This window comes from Vibrio frigidus, from assembly GCF_042465995.1.
Classification (GTDB): Bacteria; Pseudomonadota; Gammaproteobacteria; order Enterobacterales; family Vibrionaceae; genus Vibrio.
Window position 1 is genome coordinate 333,915 of record NZ_JBCDMC010000003.1, and the last position, 19,166, is coordinate 353,080.

Consider the following 19,166-nt stretch of genomic DNA (forward strand, 5'->3'; position numbering starts at 1 on the left):
ATTAACTCTAACATTGGAAACATTAGCAGAACAAAAAGTAATCAGCTAGGTTTAACCTCAATAAAAAAGCCCGTTGAATTTTTCGCTTCAACGGGCTTTAATCACAAAGTCATTATACTCATTAGCCTATTGAGCTATTTGTCATTTTTTTTCTTTGTTTTCTCTGTATACATGTCTTCAATTTCTTCTTCGTAACGCTCGTGAATAACCTTTCGGCGCAATTTTTGCGTCGGCGTTAACTCACCTTTGTCCATTGAAAATGCTTTGGGCAACAATGTGAATTTCTTAACCTGTTCGAATTTAGCTAGGTCCTTTTGAAGTTCAGCAACTCTTTTCTCTAACATTTCCACAATATGGCTGTGTTTAAGTAGCTCCATTCTATCGTGGTATTTGATGTTAAGTTCTTTGGCATATTCTTCGAGCGATTCAAAACTAGGTACAATAAGCGCAGATACAAATTTACGTGTATCGGCGATAACCGCGATTTGCTCTATGAAATGATCTTTACCAATAGCACCTTCTACCACTTGTGGCGCTATATATTTCCCGCCGGAGGTCTTCATCAATTCTTTGATGCGGTCAGTAATAAAAAGGCATCCGTTTTCATCAAATTCACCAGCATCGCCTGTTTTTAAGAAGCCATTTTCATCAAATGTTGCTGCTGTCTCTTCTGGCATTTTGTAATAGCCACGCATCACCATTGGACCGCGAACAAGGATTTCACTATTTTCGCCAATCTTCACTTGTGCGCCAGGCATAGTGGTACCGATAGAATCTGGGTTAAATATCCCATCATCCCAACAAGAAACCGTTGCCGTTGTTTCTGTCATGCCATAACCGAGCTTAACGTTTATGCCAATTGCATGGAAGAAACGACCGATTGTTGCGTCTAACTTCGCCCCACCACAAGGCATAAAGTTGATGTTGCCACCAAGCAATGCACGCAATTTAGCGAGGACTAATTTGTCTGCGAGCTTAAAGCTCTTTTTAAGTATGAATGAAGGCTCTCGGCCCTCTTGCTTACAGACCGCGATGCGTGCTCCCATGTTTACAGCCCAAGTGAAAATCATCTTACGATGCACAGGCGCTCGAGATACTTTTTCATGGATAGCGGCAAATATCTTCTCGTAGAAACGAGGAACGGCACACATTACCGTAGGACGAATATCGGCTAGTGCATCACGGACCTGCATTGTATCTTGCAGGTAGCAATTCGTTGCACCTTTATAGAGCACGTAAAAGCTCCAAGCACGCTCATAGACATGTGACAAAGGCAGAAAACACAGCGATACATCGTCTTCCGTCAATGTCATCTTAAGGTCATGCCCTTCACACTGAGAGGCCATATTCGAATAATCTAACATGACACCTTTCGGCTGTCCTGTCGTCCCTGAGGTGTATATTAGAGTAAATAAATCTTCATAATTCGCTTCGTCTAATCGGAGATCTAAAGTTTTCTGGTATTCTTGTGAACCTCTCGCGATAAAGTCATCCCATTTAATCGCATGCGGATTATCTTGTAGATCAACGTCATCACACATAACAACGATAAGCTCTAGCTCATCGCAATCATCAAAAATATTAACAGCTGCGTCATATTGTGGCTGTTCACCAACGAAAAGAATTTTTACGTCAGCATTTTGAAGAATAAATGCGGACTGATTTGCGGTATTCGTTGGATAAATTGGAACCGTTACCGCTCTCACTTGTAACGAGCCGACATCGGCCATGGTCCAGCGAGGCATATTATTTGAAAAAATACCGACTTTGTCTTGAGCTTTAACCCCTTGCGCCAGCAGTGCGAGAGACAACAGATCTAGTTGCTCACCAAAATGCTTCCAGCTGATGCCTTTCCATGCATTTGCAACTTTATGACGAAGCGCTATCTTGTCTCCGCCTTTTGCAACTTGCTCTCTAATACGTTTTACGAGATGAAAATCTAAATTGGCCATTTTATTTACCTTTGGCTTACACATGTAAGCTTAATCTGCCGACAAGTGTACATTTAGCATTAGAAAAGGCAACAAATGAAGGCCTTCTAGATAGCGTAAATTGACAAATTTGTGTATTAGGCACTATCTGAATAAATTAATTGGTTTTGAAGTCAAACTCTTGTTGCTCTAGAACTGAAAAAGCCCCAACAAGACTCTCTCTTGTTGGGGCTTTTTGTTCTTATTTTAGGCAAATCTAATTTGATTTAGCGACCGCTTCACCGCAAATTAGCATTAACTGATCTCGCATCCAGATATGACCTCGGTCTTTCTCACTAGAATCATGCCAGCTTAAGAACCCATCTATTTTGTTGCTCTCAAGTGGGAAATCCATCACCTTTAAATCGAGTCTATCTGACAGATTTTCTACTAACCATCGGGGAGCAACTGTAATCAACTCTGACTGACTCACGACATAAAGGACATTGCTAAGGCTTGTCCCCATATACGCAGCACTGCATTCAAGGCCTTTATATGCTTGTTCTGAGAAACTACGCATGCCATTCAGTTTCGATAACTTAGCATGTTTTTCAGCTAACAATTCTTGCTCAGAGATAGCATCACTGATTCTAGGGTGCGAAGACGCAGCCACGACAACGAGTTCATCACTAAAAATTTCAGTGCTTGAAAAGCCTTGCTCTTCAAAGCGTGCGTAATCGATAACGAAATCAACTTCTTGAAAACGCATTTTTTCATTCAAATTTGCATCAAATTCAGCGTCTAGGTGTAAGCGAATATTTGGTGCTTGCTCCCCGATACCGGTTAAGATTTTCGGTGCAAAACGCACATCACTTGGGCTACATATTGCCAGCTTAAATAGTCGGCTTGAGGTTTGAGCCGCAAAAATAGAACTTGGAAGTTCATTACGAACTAATTGCAATGCTTGACGTACCGGCCCGAACAACTGACGAGCTCTTTGTGTTGGTTGAATGCCTCTACCATGTCGCATAAATAGTTCGTCGTTAAACATAACCTTAAGTCGCGCAACCGCATTACTTACTGCCGGTTGAGACATGTTTAAATTATGCGCAGCTCGAGTAATATTTTGCTCTTGCATAACTGCATCAAAAACAGTTAACAAATTTAAGTCCACTCCTCGTAGCGTAGATTCCATTCTGTGGCTAGGTGCAACATTATTTGATTCGGATTTATTGTGCATTTATGTGCCTCATAAGTTTTTCTACGTTGCTTTAGTGAATATCGCTATTACACGGTTGTCACTGAGTTAGGAACCTAGAATGTAGTTAGTATACTTGTCGTAACAACAGCCTGTTGTCCGTGTGATACAACTATCCGTCAATAGGTTAGGTTAATTCAATAAGCTTTATAAATAATTACTTTATTTTATCTCATTAGAAAAAATATCTTTATATTTTAAATGCTTACAAGAAAACCTAAAATTATATAAATAACCTAAAGCAATGAAGTTGTGGGAAATCATTCGGCAAACGCATGACAAAAGCAATAATGGTGGATGGAAAATTGGTCTTATGAACTAAATTAGAGGAATTCTGACTAACTGTGCATTAGAAATTAATAGCATTTTGACTTTTTTTTGACATGATAATTGCTAATAAAAATATTCACCTATGTGCATACTAACTCATTGTTAGTCGTTTACGGCTGATAGTAAGTTTACTTTCAAATAGCGGTGTAGCTAGGAAAATCGACCTGCTCCCACAACGACTTTCTCAAATTGTCACTCGATTGCCAGTTACCGGCAACTATCCAATCAACAATATACCTTGCTACGTCTGGGTATTTCACACATTCCGCTTGGCCTACATCCAGCCAATTTCTAACCGCCGTTGGATCTAGGTAATCCATAGAGTGAGCCAAACCAAGGTTTTCTAGCGTCGCCACATTGCTTTCTTGTTCAAATTGTCCAGAAAGCGGCTTTAAAAGCAGTTTTTTTCCTAATGATAATGCCTCTGAAGGAAGTTCAAAACCGCCGTTGGCTATCACGCCCTGACAACGGTGCAACTCTTTTTGAAAACCAGTATACGATGGTATCCTGTACTCTATGTTTTCGATCATCTGGTCATTTTTGATATCTGGATGGTAGCAAACAAAACTTTCACCCGTAAAGCGCAACAAGAGATCGGTAATGTCATGAATACTTTCAAATGGAAGGTAGACAAGCACATGACTGCCCGCTTCAACTTTATGGGTTTTGTCGGTATGAACAATCGGCGGTAGTATCGGTTGGTCAAAATGGTACCAATGCAACCCTATATGGATATCTGAAGGAGCAAAATGTTGGATAAGTCTGTTGTCTAACCAATTATTGCCTTTTTTGGGCACTTCATATCTGAATGCATTTTGATGGCTCATTCCAATACAAGGCACGTTTTGTTTCTTCGCAGCCCAAGCACTAATAGGTTCAAAATCATTCAACACTAAATCGTAACGAGAAAGATCCAGTGCTTTGATCTCTTTTAAGAACTGCCAAGGAGAACAATTTAAGGCCGTTTTAACATAATTAACTCGCCCTTGCTCAGTAAGAAAACTAATCCCTTTCTTAGCGCGGTAATCACCAAACGCCTCCATAGAGAAATACTCTAATTTGTTTCTCCCAGAGAAGAAGAAGTCTACCGATACCTCTTTTTCTTTTAGTGCACATGCCATTGCCCGAGATCGAGTAATATGGCCATTGCCGGTACCTTGTACACCATACAAAATTTTCAAAACTGAACGCCTAACAAGTAAAACGCAAACGTTGTACAGCCAACCCCTAACGCAGCGCCAACAACGACATCTGTTAAAAAATGGACACCGAGTACAACACGAGAGGCGCCGACGAGTGTCGACCAAATTAGTGCCATAAAATAAGAGTCAGGATAGAATTGTCCTAATAGCGTCGCCATGACAAAAGCCGCAGAAGTATGCCCTGAAGGCAAGCTGTATTTATCTGAAGGGGTAATATATGAATTTAATTGATTCGACAGCGCGTCTGGCCGTTTGCGACGGATACTATTTTTAGCTAACCAGTAAATAGGCAGTTCTATAGCGAAAGCCAATAGACCTACACCAAGAAACAAATGGCCAGCCTCTTTATCTATGAGTAATGCTGACAGTCCAATCAATACGTATAGGTGACCATCACCTGTATGTGAAATGGCTTTACCCACTCGCGCAACATCGTGACTGAAACGATGCTGTAGAAAGAACAGAGAGATCGCTAGATCGAATCTAGCAATTGGCTCCATCGTTCGCATATTGTCGTCCTCACTGGTTACATTACATCAAATAATTTATTCGATCTAAATGACAACGAAGTGACGATTTATTATACAAATGATGACAATCTGATATTAATTGTGTTGCGGAGTTCTACGTTGATCAGGTTTGTCGACCAGATTGATAAGAGGTTTGTTCGATCAGAAATGATTTGAACTGGCTGCAACGCTCTGGCATTGGTTTTCTTGGTCGATAGTACATGTTGATATCAAAAGTCGCGCAAAGGTAGTTATCCAGCACACTGATAAGATTCTGATTCTGGATATGTTCTTTTACAATCGACTCTGGTAAGTAAGCAATGCCAGCGCCACGAAGGGAGAAATCCAGCAAAATCTCACTATTGTCGCACTCTAAGGCATCTTTGATCGTTACGATAGTTGGCCGACCCTCAAGCTCAAAACACCATCGATTACCTCCAAGTAATGTCCGAGCATACAAGCAACGATGGCTTTTTAGTTGCTCTGGGTTATCCGGTGAGCCAAAACTTTGCAAATAGCTTGGTGATGCACATAAATAGAGTGGTTCGCTAAGCAAATGCCTTTTGACCAAAAGCGAGTCTACTTGTTGTTCTCCCACATAACTCGCATTTGCTCGAAACGCAAAATCGATGTTTAGGGCATCAAAATCCCCTGCTTCAATAAACAATTTAAAATCTACTTTTGGGTGCAACTGCATATATCGAGATATAATATCAGTGAGGTATTGTTTAGCGAATAATGGGGTTGAGGAAATTCTGATTTCGCCTTGTAAGGTTTCTGCTAAATTTTGCACCTCTTCTATCGCTGTGTTTATGTCAGGTAAAAGACCATTAAATCTCTGGTAAAGTTTTTGCCCAGCTTGCGTCGCAACCAATTGACGAGTACTTCGTTTTATTAATTCAACACCTATAATCTCTTCTAACTCTTTCACCCACCGACTGCCGGCTGCGGGCGATAATCCCTGTTCATTCGAGGCCGCTTTAAATGACCCTGTCCTGAGAACCGCACAAAAAAATACGATTTTATCTAAAATAGGTTGGCGACTATTCAGATGATGTTTAGACATTATGTATCCAAAGGGAATCCCACATTACTTTATTAATCCTTTTTCCAATGCGATCATTACGAGTCCAGCGGTGGAGGTAGCCCCAAGTTTTTTCTTGATTCTAAGTCGATGGGTTTCTACCGTTCTAACACTGATATGTAACGTGTCAGCAATATCCTTATTACCCGCCCCACTGACAATAGCCTGAAGAACATCGGCCTCCCTTTTTGACAGCGTTTCGTCTTTTTCTTTCGGTTCTTCATTAAATTGTTCTAATAGTTTATCGGATGCTTGCGAGCTTAAATATGAATGACCATTTGCCACCTGATTGATTGCCATCACTAACTCATCAGAGCCTACATCCTTTAATACGTACCCTTTAGCACCCGCCTTTACTGAACGAATTACATAGTCTTTAGAATCATGCATAGACAACATAATCACTGCCGTTTGAGATCCTGCTTTTTTAAGCCTTTCTAAGACCTCTATACCATTTAACTTGGGCATATTTATATCAAGCAGCAAAACGTCGGGTTTAAGCTCTTGTGTTACTTTTAGTGCATCTTCACCCGTTCCAACACAGGCTAAAATAACAAGGTTGTCTTCTCTATCTAATCGAGATTTCAGTCCATCTTGCATCAAACGGTGATCGTCGGCTAGTACGAGGCTAATCATATAAACTCCATCTTAAGCATCACACGAATTTCCGTTCCTTCCTCGAGATTACTGGTGACTCTAAACTCTCCACCAATCGCTTGAATTCGTTCTTTCATATTCTGTAATCCCATACTGTCTTGGCGTAAAAACTGTTGCCTTTTATCCGTTGAAACACTAAAGCCTTTTCCATCATCACTCACTGTCAGAAGTAGTTTTTTGCCTTCTCTTTGCAATATAACATCGACACCTTTTGCCTGCGCATGCTTCTCAACATTGTGCAACGCTTCTTGAACAACGCGATAAAGAGTCGTTTCTACTTCAGGTACCATCTTTATTCCATCAATATCATGTTCGAAAATGAGCTCTAATTCTGTGCGACTACGCAAATCATTGATATAAGAATCTATTCCCGCCACCAACCCTAAATCATCCAGTTGAGGCGGTCGGAGATCTCTTGAGATTCTACGCAGCTCTATTATTGCCTGTTCCATAGCTTGCTTACTGGCTTGCAACTCCCTCTCTTTAAGGGCTTCATCTGGCTCTTTTTGCAGGTTTTCTAATCGATATTTAGCTGCCACGAGCAATTGATTTACACCATCATGTAACTCTCTGGAAACTCTTTTTCTCTCATTTTCTTGCGATTCAATAATCTGTTGATTGAGTAAGCTCATTTGCTCATTTGCTAATTTACGCACATTTAAGTTTAACGACGCTCCCAAACCAGCAACTAACGATACAGCAATAAATACAACAACAAACAATGCTGCCGAACTTTTGCTTACATTCATATCAAAGCCATTCTGCATGTGTGATATTTGATTTTCCACATCATCTAAATAAACACCGGTTCCAACCATCCATCGCCATTTATCAAGAGAAACGGCGTAACTCAGCTTAGGTAAAGGTTCTTGTTTCGAAGGTTTATGCCAAAAGTAATCGACAAAACCGCCTCCATGTCTAGCAACATAGATAAGCTCTTGAAGTAGTTTTTTACCCTTAAAATCTTCGACATCCCACCAGTTTTTTCCGACTCGATCTTTCTGGTGCGGTAGAACCAATGCTATGCCATCCCAGTCATAAACAAAGAAGTACCCATCCCTCCCATATGTGAGCTGACTCAATTTTTCAGAAACTATTTGCTTTGCCGTTTGCTCATCAAGCGTTGAATCTAAGTAATAAGGTTCAATGCTTTTTATCGCAATTTCAACGTACTGTTTAAGTTCCTGTTTTTTTGAAGTCACAATATTACTTCGTGTAAGTTTTACCTCATCTTCAACAAGATTTTTTGCCTGACTAAACAATAAGCTAGCAACAATCGCCACCACCATGATTAGAGGCAAAACTGAAAGCAAAATTATATTTATCGACAGTTTTCTACTGTTAACAAACTCCATTACATCACCTTAATATGGATTAACAATATGTACGTAGTTTTACTGTATGTTTTTTTATGGCTACGTAATTTCACTGATAAGAATTGCGCAATTCCCCCAATATCCGACAAGTTCAATCCAACCTAAACTAATCACAAATGTAACATCAATTTAACAATTTTAACGATTAGATGTTCACATTTTGACTTAACAAGGAATTTGTCCCCTACAAGGAGAACAGAATGAACATGAATAAAATTGCTCTTGCGACCACTATTGCTATTGCAACAACTGGTTTTACCATGAGCGCTAACGCGGCAAGCAAAATATTGCTGAAAACCCCTGTCGCTTTCGGTACTCATCTACCTGCTCTAGGCACACCCATAAAATGGTACGCCGACCGCATTACTGCGATGTCTGGTGGTACGATAAAAATGAAAATTTATGAACCAGGCAAGTTGGTTAATCCAGCAGAAATATTAGATGCTGTTTCTACTGGTAAAGTAAATTCAGGTTATGCGACAGCGGGTTATTGGCAAGGCAAGCTCCCAGCTTCTGCACTCTTTTCTGCGGTACCTTTTGGCCCAGAAGCTGGCGAATATATGGCTTGGTTATATTTTGGTAACGGACTAAAACTGTATCAAGAAATGTATGATCAGGGTGGCTACAATGTGAAAGTGCTCCCATGTGCCATCATTTCTCCTGAAACATCAGGCTGGTTTAAGAAGCCAATTGAAAAACCAGAAGATCTGAAAGGTTTGAACATGCGTTTCTTCGGCCTAGGTGCTTCCGTAATGGAAAAACTGGGGGTAGGTACGGTTCAGCTACCTGGTGGGGAGATATTTGGTGCACTTGAAAAAGGCGCCATTGATGCCTCTGAGTTTTCTCAACCCGCAATTGATCAACGCTTAGGTTTCCACAAAATAGTTAAATATAACTACTTCCCTGGATGGCATCAACAGTCCACTGTTTTTGAACTACTGATTAACAAAGATACTTGGGCAAAAATGGACGAGTCTCAGCAAACTGCTGTTGAAACTACCTGCATGGCAACCATGACGTACTCCATAGCGGAAGGTGAAGCCATACAGTTCGATGCGATGAAGAAAGCCAAAGAAAATGGTGTTGAAATTCGTTACTGGAATGACGAAATGCTTAGCCTATTCGAATCCACTTGGCTAGAAGTTGTCGACGAAAAGACCAGTGCTGACCCATTCTTTAACAAGGTATGGCAAGACCTGAGTGAGTTCAGAGAAGGCTATGCACTTTGGGAAGCAAATGCGTTCCTGCCTCGTGCAACACGTAAGTAATATTTCAAACCCCTAAATGCCAGCCTAAGGCTGGCGCTTTTCTAAGGAGGAGCCCATGAGTAAGGTTGTATCGTCGCCGCCCTCTGTTCCCATTTATCTGCACATAGAAAATGGTATCAATGCGATAAGCAAATTTGTCGCTTGGACCAACCTAATCCTTGTGCTGGTTATTATTGTTCAAGTCGTTTTGAGAAAGGTGTTCTCTAGCGGCCTAATCCAGCTAGAAGAACTGCAATGGCATCTGTATGCGACCGCAGTAATGTTTGGTACCGCATACGCGCAAGTTAGTAATCTTCATGTTCGCGTTGACCTTTTTTACCACAAATTTAGCGAAAAGAAGAAAGCAATGGTCGACATGCTTGGTTTGACCATATTTGCCATCCCGTTCGTCATCATTGTTATTTTACACTCTTACGATTTCGCCTACGAATCATGGAGAGTAAATGAAAGCTCTTCGTCGCCGTCAGGTTTGCCATATCGTTGGTTAATTAAAAGCGTTATTCCTGTCAGCTTTACACTTCTTTTACTCTCAATAATCGCTAGAATTTTACGAAATATTGAAACATTAGCTAAAGGGGCACAACATGGAAGCGAATGAGTGGATTGTAATCGCCATGTTTGGCTCGTTTATTGTTCTTCTTTTTACGGGTATTCCTGTCGCCTATATATTGGGAGGCATTGGCGTCATTTTTGCTACTGTAGGGTATTTTGCTGATATTTATCTGGATACTTTTACAGGGCTCGATTACACAAGTTTAGGGCTCGTGGTTAATCGTATTTATAAGATCATGGACAACTGGATTTTGGTTGCGCTCCCCATGTTTATCTTTATGGGAAACATGTTAGATAAATCTGGAATAGCTGAAAAACTGATGTCATCTATGCAAAAGCTATTTGGAAAGGTACATGGCGGTTTAGCGATTACAGTGATGGCGATTGGTATTATTTTAGCAGCTTCCACTGGTATCATTGGTGCCTCTGTCGTTTTGCTTGCCGTTATGTCTTTGCCTACTATGATGCGTCAGGGTTATCACTTACCCTTAGCTCTAGGTACCATCGCTTCCGCAGGTACATTAGGAATACTTCTCCCTCCCTCAATCATGTTAGTGATTATGGCAGACCAACTTGGGTTATCTGTTGGTGACCTCTTCATGGGCGCAATTTTTCCGGGCCTATTATTAGGTGCAATGTACATCATTTATATCCTAATCGTTGGCAAGCTTAATCCCGAAAAAGCCCCCGTACCTCATGACGTGGAAGCTGTCGACTGGAGCATTATTTTTCAAGTATTTAAAGACATTACTCCAACCGTTATCTTGATATTTGTTGTTCTTGGATCAATCTTCGCTGGGATCGCCACTCCAACTGAAGCCTCAGGTATTGGCGCCATGGGGGCAACCTTGTTGGCCGCCTATAATAGAAGGTTGAGCTTAAAAGTAATGAAGGAAGTTCTGCTCTCTTCCTTTGGGACAACGGCTTATATCTTCATGATATTTCTCGGTGCATCTTGTTTTGCCTTGGTACTGAGAGAGTTAGGTGGTGATGAACTAATAGAATCCTTCTTAAGCGGTTTGCCGTTTGGACCTTACGGCATCATTGCTTTCATTCTATTCATTGTGTTCTTGCTTGGTTTCTTCTTGGATTGGATTGAAATTACCTTGATTGCGCTACCGCTTTTGGCCCCTGTAATTTCAAATCTAGGTATTGAGCTCGATGGTCATGGCGTTGTGGATAATCCAAGCCTTGTATGGTTTGTCATGTTAGTTGCCATGGCCTTGCAAACAAGCTTCTTAACACCACCAGTAGGGTTTGCTCTGTTTTATTTAAAGGGAGTTTGTCCAGAAGGTGTCGAACTCAAAGATATCTACAAAGGTGTGATGCCATTCATCTTTATTCAGATTCTGGCGCTGGTCTGTCTGGTGATTTGGCCTCAGTTAGTACTTTGGCTTCCAAGTGTCGCTTATGGCTAATAAGTACCAATAGATAGTTAAGCGGGCAACTGGTTATAGATAGTGGGCAAAGACCTCCCCTGTCGTCTACTTATTATATCCAGTTGCCCCTTTTTTTTGTCACAATTTTCGCCGTAGCAGTATAATTGCCAGCGCTAGAAACAGAAGACTCGGCGCCACAGCACCGACAATTGGAGGGATTTGATACACCAAGCTAAGCGGCCCAAAAAATTCACTGGAAATGTAGAACGTAAACCCGGCGATAATACCTGAAATAATCCTCGCCCCCATCGTAACAGTCCTTAGCGGACCAAACACAAATGAGAGAGCCATTAACATCATAACGGCAATAGACAACGGTTGAGTCATTTTTCGCCAAAATGCCAATTCATACCTAGCGGCATCCTGCTCTGAAGCTTTGAGATAATTGACGTAATCATAAATACCGGACAAAGAAAGCTCTTCTGGTTTCACTGTTACCACATCCAATTTATCTGGCTCTATCGTCGACTTCCAGTCATAGGTTTTTAGATCCTTTTTAGATAATTGGATATTATTCTTTAGATAAGTAAGTTGGACATTTTTCATCTGCCAAATATTATTGCCAATATAATCGGCACTCTTAGCATAAATAATGGTATTGAGATCTTTATCCTTATCAAACTGCCAAACCGTTAATGCTTTTAACGATTTATCATCAATGCGCCCAATATAGATATAATTATCTGCATCTTTTGCCCACACGCCACTTCTTACCGAAACAATCGTACCGCCAGAAATGGAGAATGCCCGTAACTCACGCGCCATTTTAATCGTCTGGGGAGAGCCCCATTCTCCTAACGCCATCACCATAATCATTAATGGTATTGCCGTTTTTAACACAGATAAGCCAACATCTAATTTAGAAAAACCAGAGGCTTGCATTACCGTTAACTCAGAGCTAGATGCCAGCATACCAAGAGCAATCAATGCGCCAAGTAGTGTCGCCATAGGGAAAAACATCTCTATATCTCTAGGCATACCGAGTAGAACAAAATACAGCGCTTGAACAAGATCATAGCTACCACGACCAACCTTTCGAAGCTGCTCAACATACTTAATAATGCCGGACAACCCAACCAAAGTGGATAACGTTAGAAAGGTTGTCGCAATGATAGTTCTACCAATGTAGAGATCGAATATTTTAAACACGTTTAGCCAACCTTCTCTGCCTAAAATTATCGATAAATCGTCTTACAGGGACGCTATCCATATAGTTAAGGATTAAACCCGCAAAAAGCAGCGAGAGATTCACAGGCCACATCCCGATGAGAACCGGAAGCCCACCACCTTCTATACCAGACTTACTGGCGCTAAGCGCAAGAAAATAGGTCATATAAATAAGAATCGCTGGCCCCATTTTGGCAAAGCGACCTTGACGTGGGTTAACCGCTGACAACGGTATAACGATGAGGGTCAATAGCGGTATACAGACTATTAAAGATAGTCGCCATTGCAATTCTGCCTGTGCTTTTTTGTCTGGGTTATTGATCAGTGTTAGCGTCGGTAAATCATCCCAGTCACGCCCTTTTTTAGTGACTTCCCTTTGACCAATCAACGCTTCATATTCTTCATAATCAGTGATCATGTAGTCAAGGCGTCTTGGCAAACCTTCATAACGCGAACCGTCGTATAACGAAAGGATTTGTCTCCCATCTTCAAGCTCTTTTGCTAGACCAGATTCTGCGATCATTACACTGGGAAGAAGAGAGTCTTTGGGAATAATCTGCGCAACGAATACGTTACTCAATTTTTTGTCTTTAAGATCGCCGATAAATACGACGGCTGAACCATCTGGAGTTCGTTGAAACTGCCCTTTTTGAAGCAGGTCAACGCTATTATCAGCTGACAATTGCTCCATGGTTTCTACACGTTTATCTAAGGCCCACGGTGTTAACCAAAGTGTATTTAACCCAGCCAATATCGACGTAATTAACGCCAAATAAAGTGCAGCTTGAATGAGAAATTTGTTACCCATTCCGGTCGCATTCATTACAGTAATCTCACTTTCGGCATATAAACGGCCAAAAGTGATCAATATACCAACAAATATACTTAACGGCAGAATCATTGCCGCCATCGCAGGCATGTTTAAGCCTACCAACGTCAAAATCAGACTAGCAGGGATATCACCATCTGATGCCTGAGCCAGAATACTGATAAACTTCTGACTAAGAAACACCAAGAATAGTACGAAAAAGATCGCAATTTGACTTTTGATTGTCTCGCGGATCAAATATCTGACAATAATCACGTTAAAAGACCCTATAGAAAACTTGTTTTTTTACTCTAATCACTATAATTTCTCGATGAACCTTTTATTTTATCAAATTATGACTCAATGTTGATTGAACAACTTTTGTTTATTTTAGTTCAATTTGGAACAAAGTAGACGGCGATTATCTAACATTTAGTTCTGTTTGTCTTTAACTAGTAGGAGTTTACATGGAGTTCAGTGTAAAAAGTGGCAGCCCCGAGAAACAACGTAGTGCTTGTATCGTTGTGGGCGTATTCGAACCTCGCCGACTTTCCCCAGTGGCTGAACAGCTTGATAAGATCAGTGATGGTTATATCAGCTCTCTACTTCGTCGTGGAGATCTAGAAGGTAAGCCTGGCCAAATGCTACTTCTGCATCACGTTCCAGGCGTGTTGTCTGAACGAGTACTTCTTGTTGGCTGTGGTAAAGAACGCGAGTTAGGCGAGCGTCAATACAAAGAAATTATTCAAAAAACCATCAGTACCTTAAACGAAACTGGGTCTATGGAAGCCGTCTGTTTCCTTACCGAGCTACACGTTAAAGGACGCGATACATACTGGAAAGTACGCCAAGCTGTTGAATCAACAAAAGATGGTCTGTATATTTTTGACCAGTTTAAGAGCAATAAACCCGAAACACGCCGTCCACTACGCAAGCTTGTGTTTAACGTACCGACGCGACGTGAATTAAATCTAGGTGAAAAGGCCATCACCCACGGCCTAGCAATTTCATCAGGTGTTAAAGCTTCTAAAGATCTTGGCAATATGCCTCCTAACGTAGCTAACCCCGCTTATTTAGCATCACAAGCTCGCCGTTTGGGTGACGATTACGAATCCGTCACATCAAAAATAATTGGTGAAGAAGAGATGGCGAAACTAGGTATGACATCATACTTAGCCGTTGGTCGAGGCTCTAACAATGAATCAATGATGTCAGTAATGGAATACAAAGGGCATCCAGACACCGATGCAAAACCTATTGTCTTAATTGGCAAAGGACTCACTTTTGATTCTGGTGGTATCTCTCTCAAACCTGGCGAAGCTATGGACGAGATGAAATATGACATGTGTGGTGCGGCTTCCGTTTTTGGTACGATGAAGGCGCTTGCTAAACTCGCATTACCGATCAATGTTGTTGCTGTACTTGCTGGTTGTGAAAACATGCCAGGTAGCAACGCCTATCGCCCAGGTGATATTTTAACCACGATGTCTGGCCAAACCGTTGAAGTATTGAATACTGATGCTGAAGGTCGTTTGGTGCTTTGTGACGCGCTAACCTATGTTGAACGTTTTGACCCTGAGTGTGTTATTGATGTGGCAACATTAACGGGTGCATGTGTTATGGCGCTTGGTCACCATATCAGTGGCTTAGTTTCAAATCACAATCCACTTGCACATGAATTAGTTAATGCCTCTGAGCAGGCTGGTGACAGAGCATGGCGTATGCCAATGGCGGACGAGTATCAAGAACAATTGGAGAGTCCGTTTGCTGATATGCAGAATATTGGTGGACGACCTGCTGGTACTATTACCGCTGGTTGCTTCTTGTCTCGCTATGCGAAAAAGTACAACTGGGCGCACCTCGATATAGCCGGGACAGCTTGGAAGTCAGGCAAAGCCAAAGGCTCTACGGGCAGACCCGTTTCACTTCTTGTCCAATTTCTACTTAACCGTAGCGGTCACGAGGTTGAAGAGTAGATATTCAATCTAAGTAAAAGGGCCGAAAGGCCCTTTTCTTTTGTCGCTATACCTAAGTAATCTTGCAGGCTTAACAGAACATGAATACAGCCACTTTTTATATCGTTCAGGTCGATTCTCCTCAATGCAGCAATGAGGGGTTTGAATCCTATATACTTTTCTTGTTAAAACATTTTCATAACCAAGGTGTGAAGCTCTACATAAACGCGGAAAACAAAGAAAAGTCGTTATATTGGGACGAGCGGTTGTGGCAACAAGAGCCCGACTGTTTTTTACCCCATAATCTTATTGGTGAAGGCCCCAAAAATGGCACGTCGATTGAGATAGGTTATAGCCAACTGCGACCAAGTTGGAATCGCCAGCTTGTGATTAATTTGGCGAAAGATAACACAAACTTTGCGGGAACCTTTGCTCAAGTGATAGACTTCGTTCCTTATGATGAAAAAGCGAAGCAAACTGCCCGTGAAAGGTATAAGATCTATCGCCAAGCTGGATATCAAATGCAAATTATTGATATCGATCATCAGCACTAATTTATGATCTTATAGGTATCCTCGTTGTGCGAGGCCACTTTCTTTAAGGTGATGCTCCTATAAGATCCGTACTTAATTCCAAATCAACGAAAAGTATCCATTAAAAGACGCTATGGAAAAGACATACAACCCACAATCGATTGAACAATCTCTATACCAAACATGGGAAGAGAAAGGCTATTTCAAGCCACACGGTGATACATCTAAAGAAGCTTACAGCATCATGATCCCACCGCCGAACGTCACAGGTAGCCTGCATATGGGGCACGCTTTCCAAGATACGATCATGGATACCTTAATCCGTTGTGAGCGTATGAAAGGCAAAAACACGCTTTGGCAAGTGGGTACCGATCACGCTGGCATTGCAACACAAATGGTTGTGGAAAGAAAAATCGCCGCCCAAGAAGGCAAGACCAAAAACGATTATGGTCGAGATGCATTCATTGATAAAATTTGGGAATGGAAAGCGGAATCTGGTGGGACGATCACTAAGCAACTTCGTCGCTTAGGTGCCTCCGTCGATTGGGAGCGCGAACGCTTCACCATGGATGATGGACTTTCTGATGCGGTTAAAGAAGTATTTGTACGTCTTTATGAAGAAGACCTAATCTATCGCGGCAAGCGTTTGGTTAACTGGGATCCTAAATTACACACAGCAATTTCTGATCTTGAGGTCGAAAATAAAGATAAAAATGGCCACATGTGGCATTTCAAATATCCACTTGCTGATGGTGCAAAAACAGCCGATGGCAAAGCGTTCATTATTGTCGCAACGACTCGTCCAGAAACCATGTTAGGCGATACTGGTGTCGCGGTAAATCCAGAAGATCCTCGTTATAAAGATCTCATTGGCAAAGAAATTATTCTCCCTGTCGTCGGCCGCCGTATTCCTATCTTAGGTGACGAGCATGCCGATATGGAAAAAGGCACTGGTTGCGTAAAGATCACCCCAGCACATGACTTTAATGACTATGAAGTAGGTAAACGCCATAGTCTGCCGATGATTAATATCCTCACATTTAATGGCGATATTCGCAATGCCGCCGAGATTTTTGATACAAAAGGTGAAGAAAGCAACGTATATAGCGATGCGATCCCTGAAAAATATCAAGGCATGGAACGTTTTGCTGCTCGTAGAGCGATTGTGGCTGAATTTGAAGAACTCGGTCTACTTGATGAAATCAAAGACCATCAGCTTACAGTACCTTATGGTGATCGTGGCGGTGTAGTTATCGAGCCGATGCTGACTGACCAATGGTATGTACGCGCTGCCCCACTAGCTGAGACAGCAACAAAAGCAGTAGAAGATGGTGAAATCCAGTTTGTACCTAAGCAATATGAAAACATGTACTTCGCCTGGATGCGTGACGTTCAAGATTGGTGTATTTCGCGTCAATTGTGGTGGGGCCATCGTATCCCTGCATGGTATGACAATGATGGCAACGTGTATGTAGGTCGTACAGAAGAAGAGGTTCGCAGTAAAAATAACCTCGCCCCTGTCATTGTGCTTCGCCAAGATGACGATGTATTAGATACCTGGTTCTCTTCTTCTTTATGGACCTTTGGTACTCAAGGTTGGCCCGCTGAAACAGAAGATATGAAAGTATTCCACCCTTCCGAAGTGTTGGTCACTGGTTTCGATATTATCTTCTTCTGGGTTGCTCGCATGATCATGATGACGATGCATTTCATTAAAGATGAAAACGGCAAACCACAGGTACCATTCAAGACGGTATATATGACTGGCCTTATTCGCGATGAAAACGGCGATAAGATGTCTAAGTCTAAAGGCAACGTACTTGACCCTATCGACATGATTGATGGCATCGATCTAGAGTCACTGGTTGAGAAACGAACCGGCAACATGATGCAACCTAAATTAGCAGCGAAAATCGAAAAAGATACGCGTAAAACATTTGAAGGTGGAATTGAACCATACGGAACAGATGCCCTGCGTTTCACTCTCGCGGCAATGGCTTCTACTGGCCGTGATATCAATTGGGACATGAAACGCCTAGAAGGTTACCGTAATTTCTGTAATAAATTATGGAACGCAAGTCGTTATGTATTGATGAATACAGAAGACCAAGATTGCGGGACAACACTATCCCAAGAAGACATTGCGAACCTAGAGTTTTCTCTTGCCGATAAATGGATAGAGTCTCAATTCCAGCTTGCCGCAAAAGAATTCAATACACATATCGAAAACTACCGTTTAGATATGGCTGCAAATACCCTTTATGAGTTTATCTGGAACCAATTTTGTGATTGGTACCTAGAGCTAACAAAACCCGTTTTATGGAAAGGCACCGAAGCACAGCAGATGGCAACTCGCTATACGTTGATTACGGTTCTTGAAAAAACACTACGCCTTGCGCACCCTGTCATCCCATATATCACTGAGTCTATCTGGCAGAGCGTTAAACTCCTTGCTGGTGTAGAAGGTGAAACTATTATGAATCAAGCGTTGCCTCAATTCGAAGAAGACAAGTACGATGAAGAAGCGATTGCAGATATCGAGTGGGTGAAAACCTTTATTTCTAGTATTCGTAACCTGCGGGCAGAATATGATATTGCGCCAAGCAAACCACTAGAAGTCATGCTAAAAGCGGCCGACGACACGGACGTGAAACGCCTAGCCGATAACTTGACTGTTATTCTATCTTTAGCAAAACTTGAGAGCGTTAAGGTTCTCGCAGAGAACGAAACGACACCAGCATGTGCGACCGCACTTGTGGCGAAGTCTGAATTGATGATACCTATGGCAGGTTTAATCGATAAAGATGCGGAACTGGCTCGCTTAGAAGGTGAAGTAAAAAGAATTCAAGGTGAGATTAAGCGCATAGGCGGCAAACTTAGCAATCAAGGCTTTGTTGCGAAAGCGCCGGAAGCCGTAGTGGCTAAAGAGCGTGAAAAGCTCAACGCTTACCAAGAAACACTAATAAAACTTGAAGAACAAAAAGCAACAATCGCAGCACTCTAAGAGCCCAATTATTGTTCGCTTCTAATTCAGATTAATATAAGTAAAAAGGTTGGCCCTCAAAGCCAGCCTTTTTTGTTCCTACTTCAAAATTTCTCATCGAAATAACCTATCAAA

The 19,166-nt window shown here is 41.7% G+C and carries 15 protein-coding genes; 6 read left to right on the forward strand and 9 right to left on the reverse strand.

Annotated elements, in window-relative coordinates; translation table 11 throughout:
• Positions 1 to 134 precede the first annotated feature (134 nt).
• From AACW90_RS07175 to AACW90_RS07205, 7 genes are all read right to left on the reverse strand, one after another.
• On the reverse strand, positions 135 to 1,952 hold the full coding sequence (locus AACW90_RS07175) for an AMP-dependent synthetase/ligase (RefSeq protein ID WP_390232704.1): 1,818 nt from the start codon (positions 1,950 to 1,952) through the stop codon (positions 135 to 137).
• Between the two features lie 235 nt (positions 1,953 to 2,187).
• Positions 2,188 to 3,150, reverse strand: a complete 963-nt coding sequence (gene leuO, locus AACW90_RS07180) for a transcriptional regulator LeuO (RefSeq protein ID WP_390232706.1) — start codon at positions 3,148 to 3,150, stop codon at positions 2,188 to 2,190.
• A 482-nt stretch (positions 3,151 to 3,632) separates the two neighbouring features.
• Entirely contained in the window at positions 3,633 to 4,679 is a 1,047-nt protein-coding gene (locus AACW90_RS07185) for an MJ1255/VC2487 family glycosyltransferase (RefSeq protein ID WP_390232708.1), read from the reverse strand.
• The gene (locus tag AACW90_RS07190) at positions 4,676 to 5,209 is read right to left on the reverse strand and encodes a phosphatase PAP2 family protein (RefSeq protein ID WP_390232709.1); all 534 of its coding nucleotides are present in this window, start codon (positions 5,207 to 5,209) and stop codon (positions 4,676 to 4,678) included. The genes AACW90_RS07185 and AACW90_RS07190 overlap by 4 nt, the downstream gene beginning before the upstream one ends.
• Before the next feature lie 124 nt (positions 5,210 to 5,333).
• Positions 5,334 to 6,275 carry a LysR family transcriptional regulator gene (locus AACW90_RS07195; protein WP_390232711.1) on the reverse strand — a complete coding sequence of 314 codons (942 nt, stop codon included), beginning with the start codon at positions 6,273 to 6,275 and terminating at the stop codon, positions 5,334 to 5,336.
• Between the two features lie 24 nt (positions 6,276 to 6,299).
• Entirely contained in the window at positions 6,300 to 6,929 is a 630-nt protein-coding gene (locus tag AACW90_RS07200; RefSeq protein ID WP_390232713.1) for a response regulator, read from the reverse strand.
• Entirely contained in the window at positions 6,926 to 8,305 is a 1,380-nt protein-coding gene (locus tag AACW90_RS07205; protein WP_390232715.1) for a cache domain-containing protein, read from the reverse strand. Before AACW90_RS07205 ends, AACW90_RS07200 begins: the two co-directional genes overlap by 4 nt.
• A 221-nt stretch (positions 8,306 to 8,526) precedes the next feature.
• Between AACW90_RS07205 and AACW90_RS07210 the strand changes: the two genes are divergently transcribed.
• From AACW90_RS07210 to AACW90_RS07220, 3 genes are read left to right on the forward strand one after another with little or no spacing between them, the layout of a single operon-like run.
• On the forward strand, positions 8,527 to 9,594 hold the full coding sequence (locus tag AACW90_RS07210; protein ID WP_195704417.1) for a TRAP transporter substrate-binding protein: 1,068 nt from the start codon (positions 8,527 to 8,529) through the stop codon (positions 9,592 to 9,594).
• Between the two features lie 55 nt (positions 9,595 to 9,649).
• Positions 9,650 to 10,192 carry a TRAP transporter small permease subunit gene (locus AACW90_RS07215; RefSeq protein ID WP_347999708.1) on the forward strand — a complete coding sequence of 181 codons (543 nt, stop codon included), beginning with the start codon at positions 9,650 to 9,652 and terminating at the stop codon, positions 10,190 to 10,192.
• Positions 10,179 to 11,564, forward strand: a complete 1,386-nt coding sequence (locus tag AACW90_RS07220; RefSeq protein ID WP_390232718.1) for a TRAP transporter large permease — start codon at positions 10,179 to 10,181, stop codon at positions 11,562 to 11,564. Before AACW90_RS07215 ends, AACW90_RS07220 begins: the two co-directional genes overlap by 14 nt.
• Positions 11,565 to 11,663: 99 nt before the next feature.
• Here the strand turns inward: AACW90_RS07220 and lptG are convergent, their stop codons facing one another.
• Entirely contained in the window at positions 11,664 to 12,734 is a 1,071-nt protein-coding gene (gene lptG, locus AACW90_RS07225) for an LPS export ABC transporter permease LptG (protein ID WP_390232719.1), read from the reverse strand.
• Entirely contained in the window at positions 12,727 to 13,836 is a 1,110-nt protein-coding gene (gene lptF, locus AACW90_RS07230; RefSeq protein WP_275134897.1) for an LPS export ABC transporter permease LptF, read from the reverse strand. Before lptF ends, lptG begins: the two co-directional genes overlap by 8 nt.
• Positions 13,837 to 14,027: 191 nt before the next feature.
• Between lptF and pepA the strand changes: the two genes are divergently transcribed.
• The 3 genes from pepA to AACW90_RS07245 all read left to right on the forward strand — a co-directional run bounded on the left by pepA (position 14,028) and on the right by AACW90_RS07245 (position 19,052).
• The gene (gene pepA / locus AACW90_RS07235) at positions 14,028 to 15,536 is read left to right on the forward strand and encodes a leucyl aminopeptidase (RefSeq protein WP_390232721.1); all 1,509 of its coding nucleotides are present in this window, start codon (positions 14,028 to 14,030) and stop codon (positions 15,534 to 15,536) included.
• Positions 15,537 to 15,616: 80 nt separating this feature from the next.
• Entirely contained in the window at positions 15,617 to 16,069 is a 453-nt protein-coding gene (locus tag AACW90_RS07240; RefSeq protein WP_390232722.1) for a DNA polymerase III subunit chi, read from the forward strand.
• A 112-nt stretch (positions 16,070 to 16,181) separates the two neighbouring features.
• Positions 16,182 to 19,052, forward strand: a complete 2,871-nt coding sequence (locus AACW90_RS07245; protein ID WP_390232724.1) for a valine--tRNA ligase — start codon at positions 16,182 to 16,184, stop codon at positions 19,050 to 19,052.
• Positions 19,053 to 19,166: the final 114 nt, after the last annotated feature.

Bases quoted from the DNA above. Each gene is read 5' to 3' on its own strand.
- AACW90_RS07175 (WP_390232704.1), bottom strand. From the start codon at position 1,952: ATGGCCAATTTAGATTTTCATCTCGTAAAACGTATTAGAGAGCAAGTT.
- AACW90_RS07240 (WP_390232722.1), top strand. From the start codon at position 15,617: ATGAATACAGCCACTTTTTATATCGTTCAGGTCGATTCTCCTCAATGC.
- AACW90_RS07200 (WP_390232713.1), bottom strand. From the start codon at position 6,929: ATGATTAGCCTCGTACTAGCCGACGATCACCGTTTGATGCAAGATGGA.
- AACW90_RS07220 (WP_390232718.1), top strand. From the start codon at position 10,179: ATGGAAGCGAATGAGTGGATTGTAATCGCCATGTTTGGCTCGTTTATT.
- AACW90_RS07215 (WP_347999708.1), top strand. From the start codon at position 9,650: ATGAGTAAGGTTGTATCGTCGCCGCCCTCTGTTCCCATTTATCTGCAC.
- AACW90_RS07205 (WP_390232715.1), bottom strand. From the start codon at position 8,305: ATGGAGTTTGTTAACAGTAGAAAACTGTCGATAAATATAATTTTGCTT.
- AACW90_RS07245 (WP_390232724.1), top strand. From the start codon at position 16,182: ATGGAAAAGACATACAACCCACAATCGATTGAACAATCTCTATACCAA.
- AACW90_RS07210 (WP_195704417.1), top strand. From the start codon at position 8,527: ATGAACATGAATAAAATTGCTCTTGCGACCACTATTGCTATTGCAACA.
- pepA (WP_390232721.1), top strand. From the start codon at position 14,028: ATGGAGTTCAGTGTAAAAAGTGGCAGCCCCGAGAAACAACGTAGTGCT.
- AACW90_RS07195 (WP_390232711.1), bottom strand. From the start codon at position 6,275: ATGTCTAAACATCATCTGAATAGTCGCCAACCTATTTTAGATAAAATC.
- leuO (WP_390232706.1), bottom strand. From the start codon at position 3,150: ATGCACAATAAATCCGAATCAAATAATGTTGCACCTAGCCACAGAATG.
- AACW90_RS07190 (WP_390232709.1), bottom strand. From the start codon at position 5,209: ATGCGAACGATGGAGCCAATTGCTAGATTCGATCTAGCGATCTCTCTG.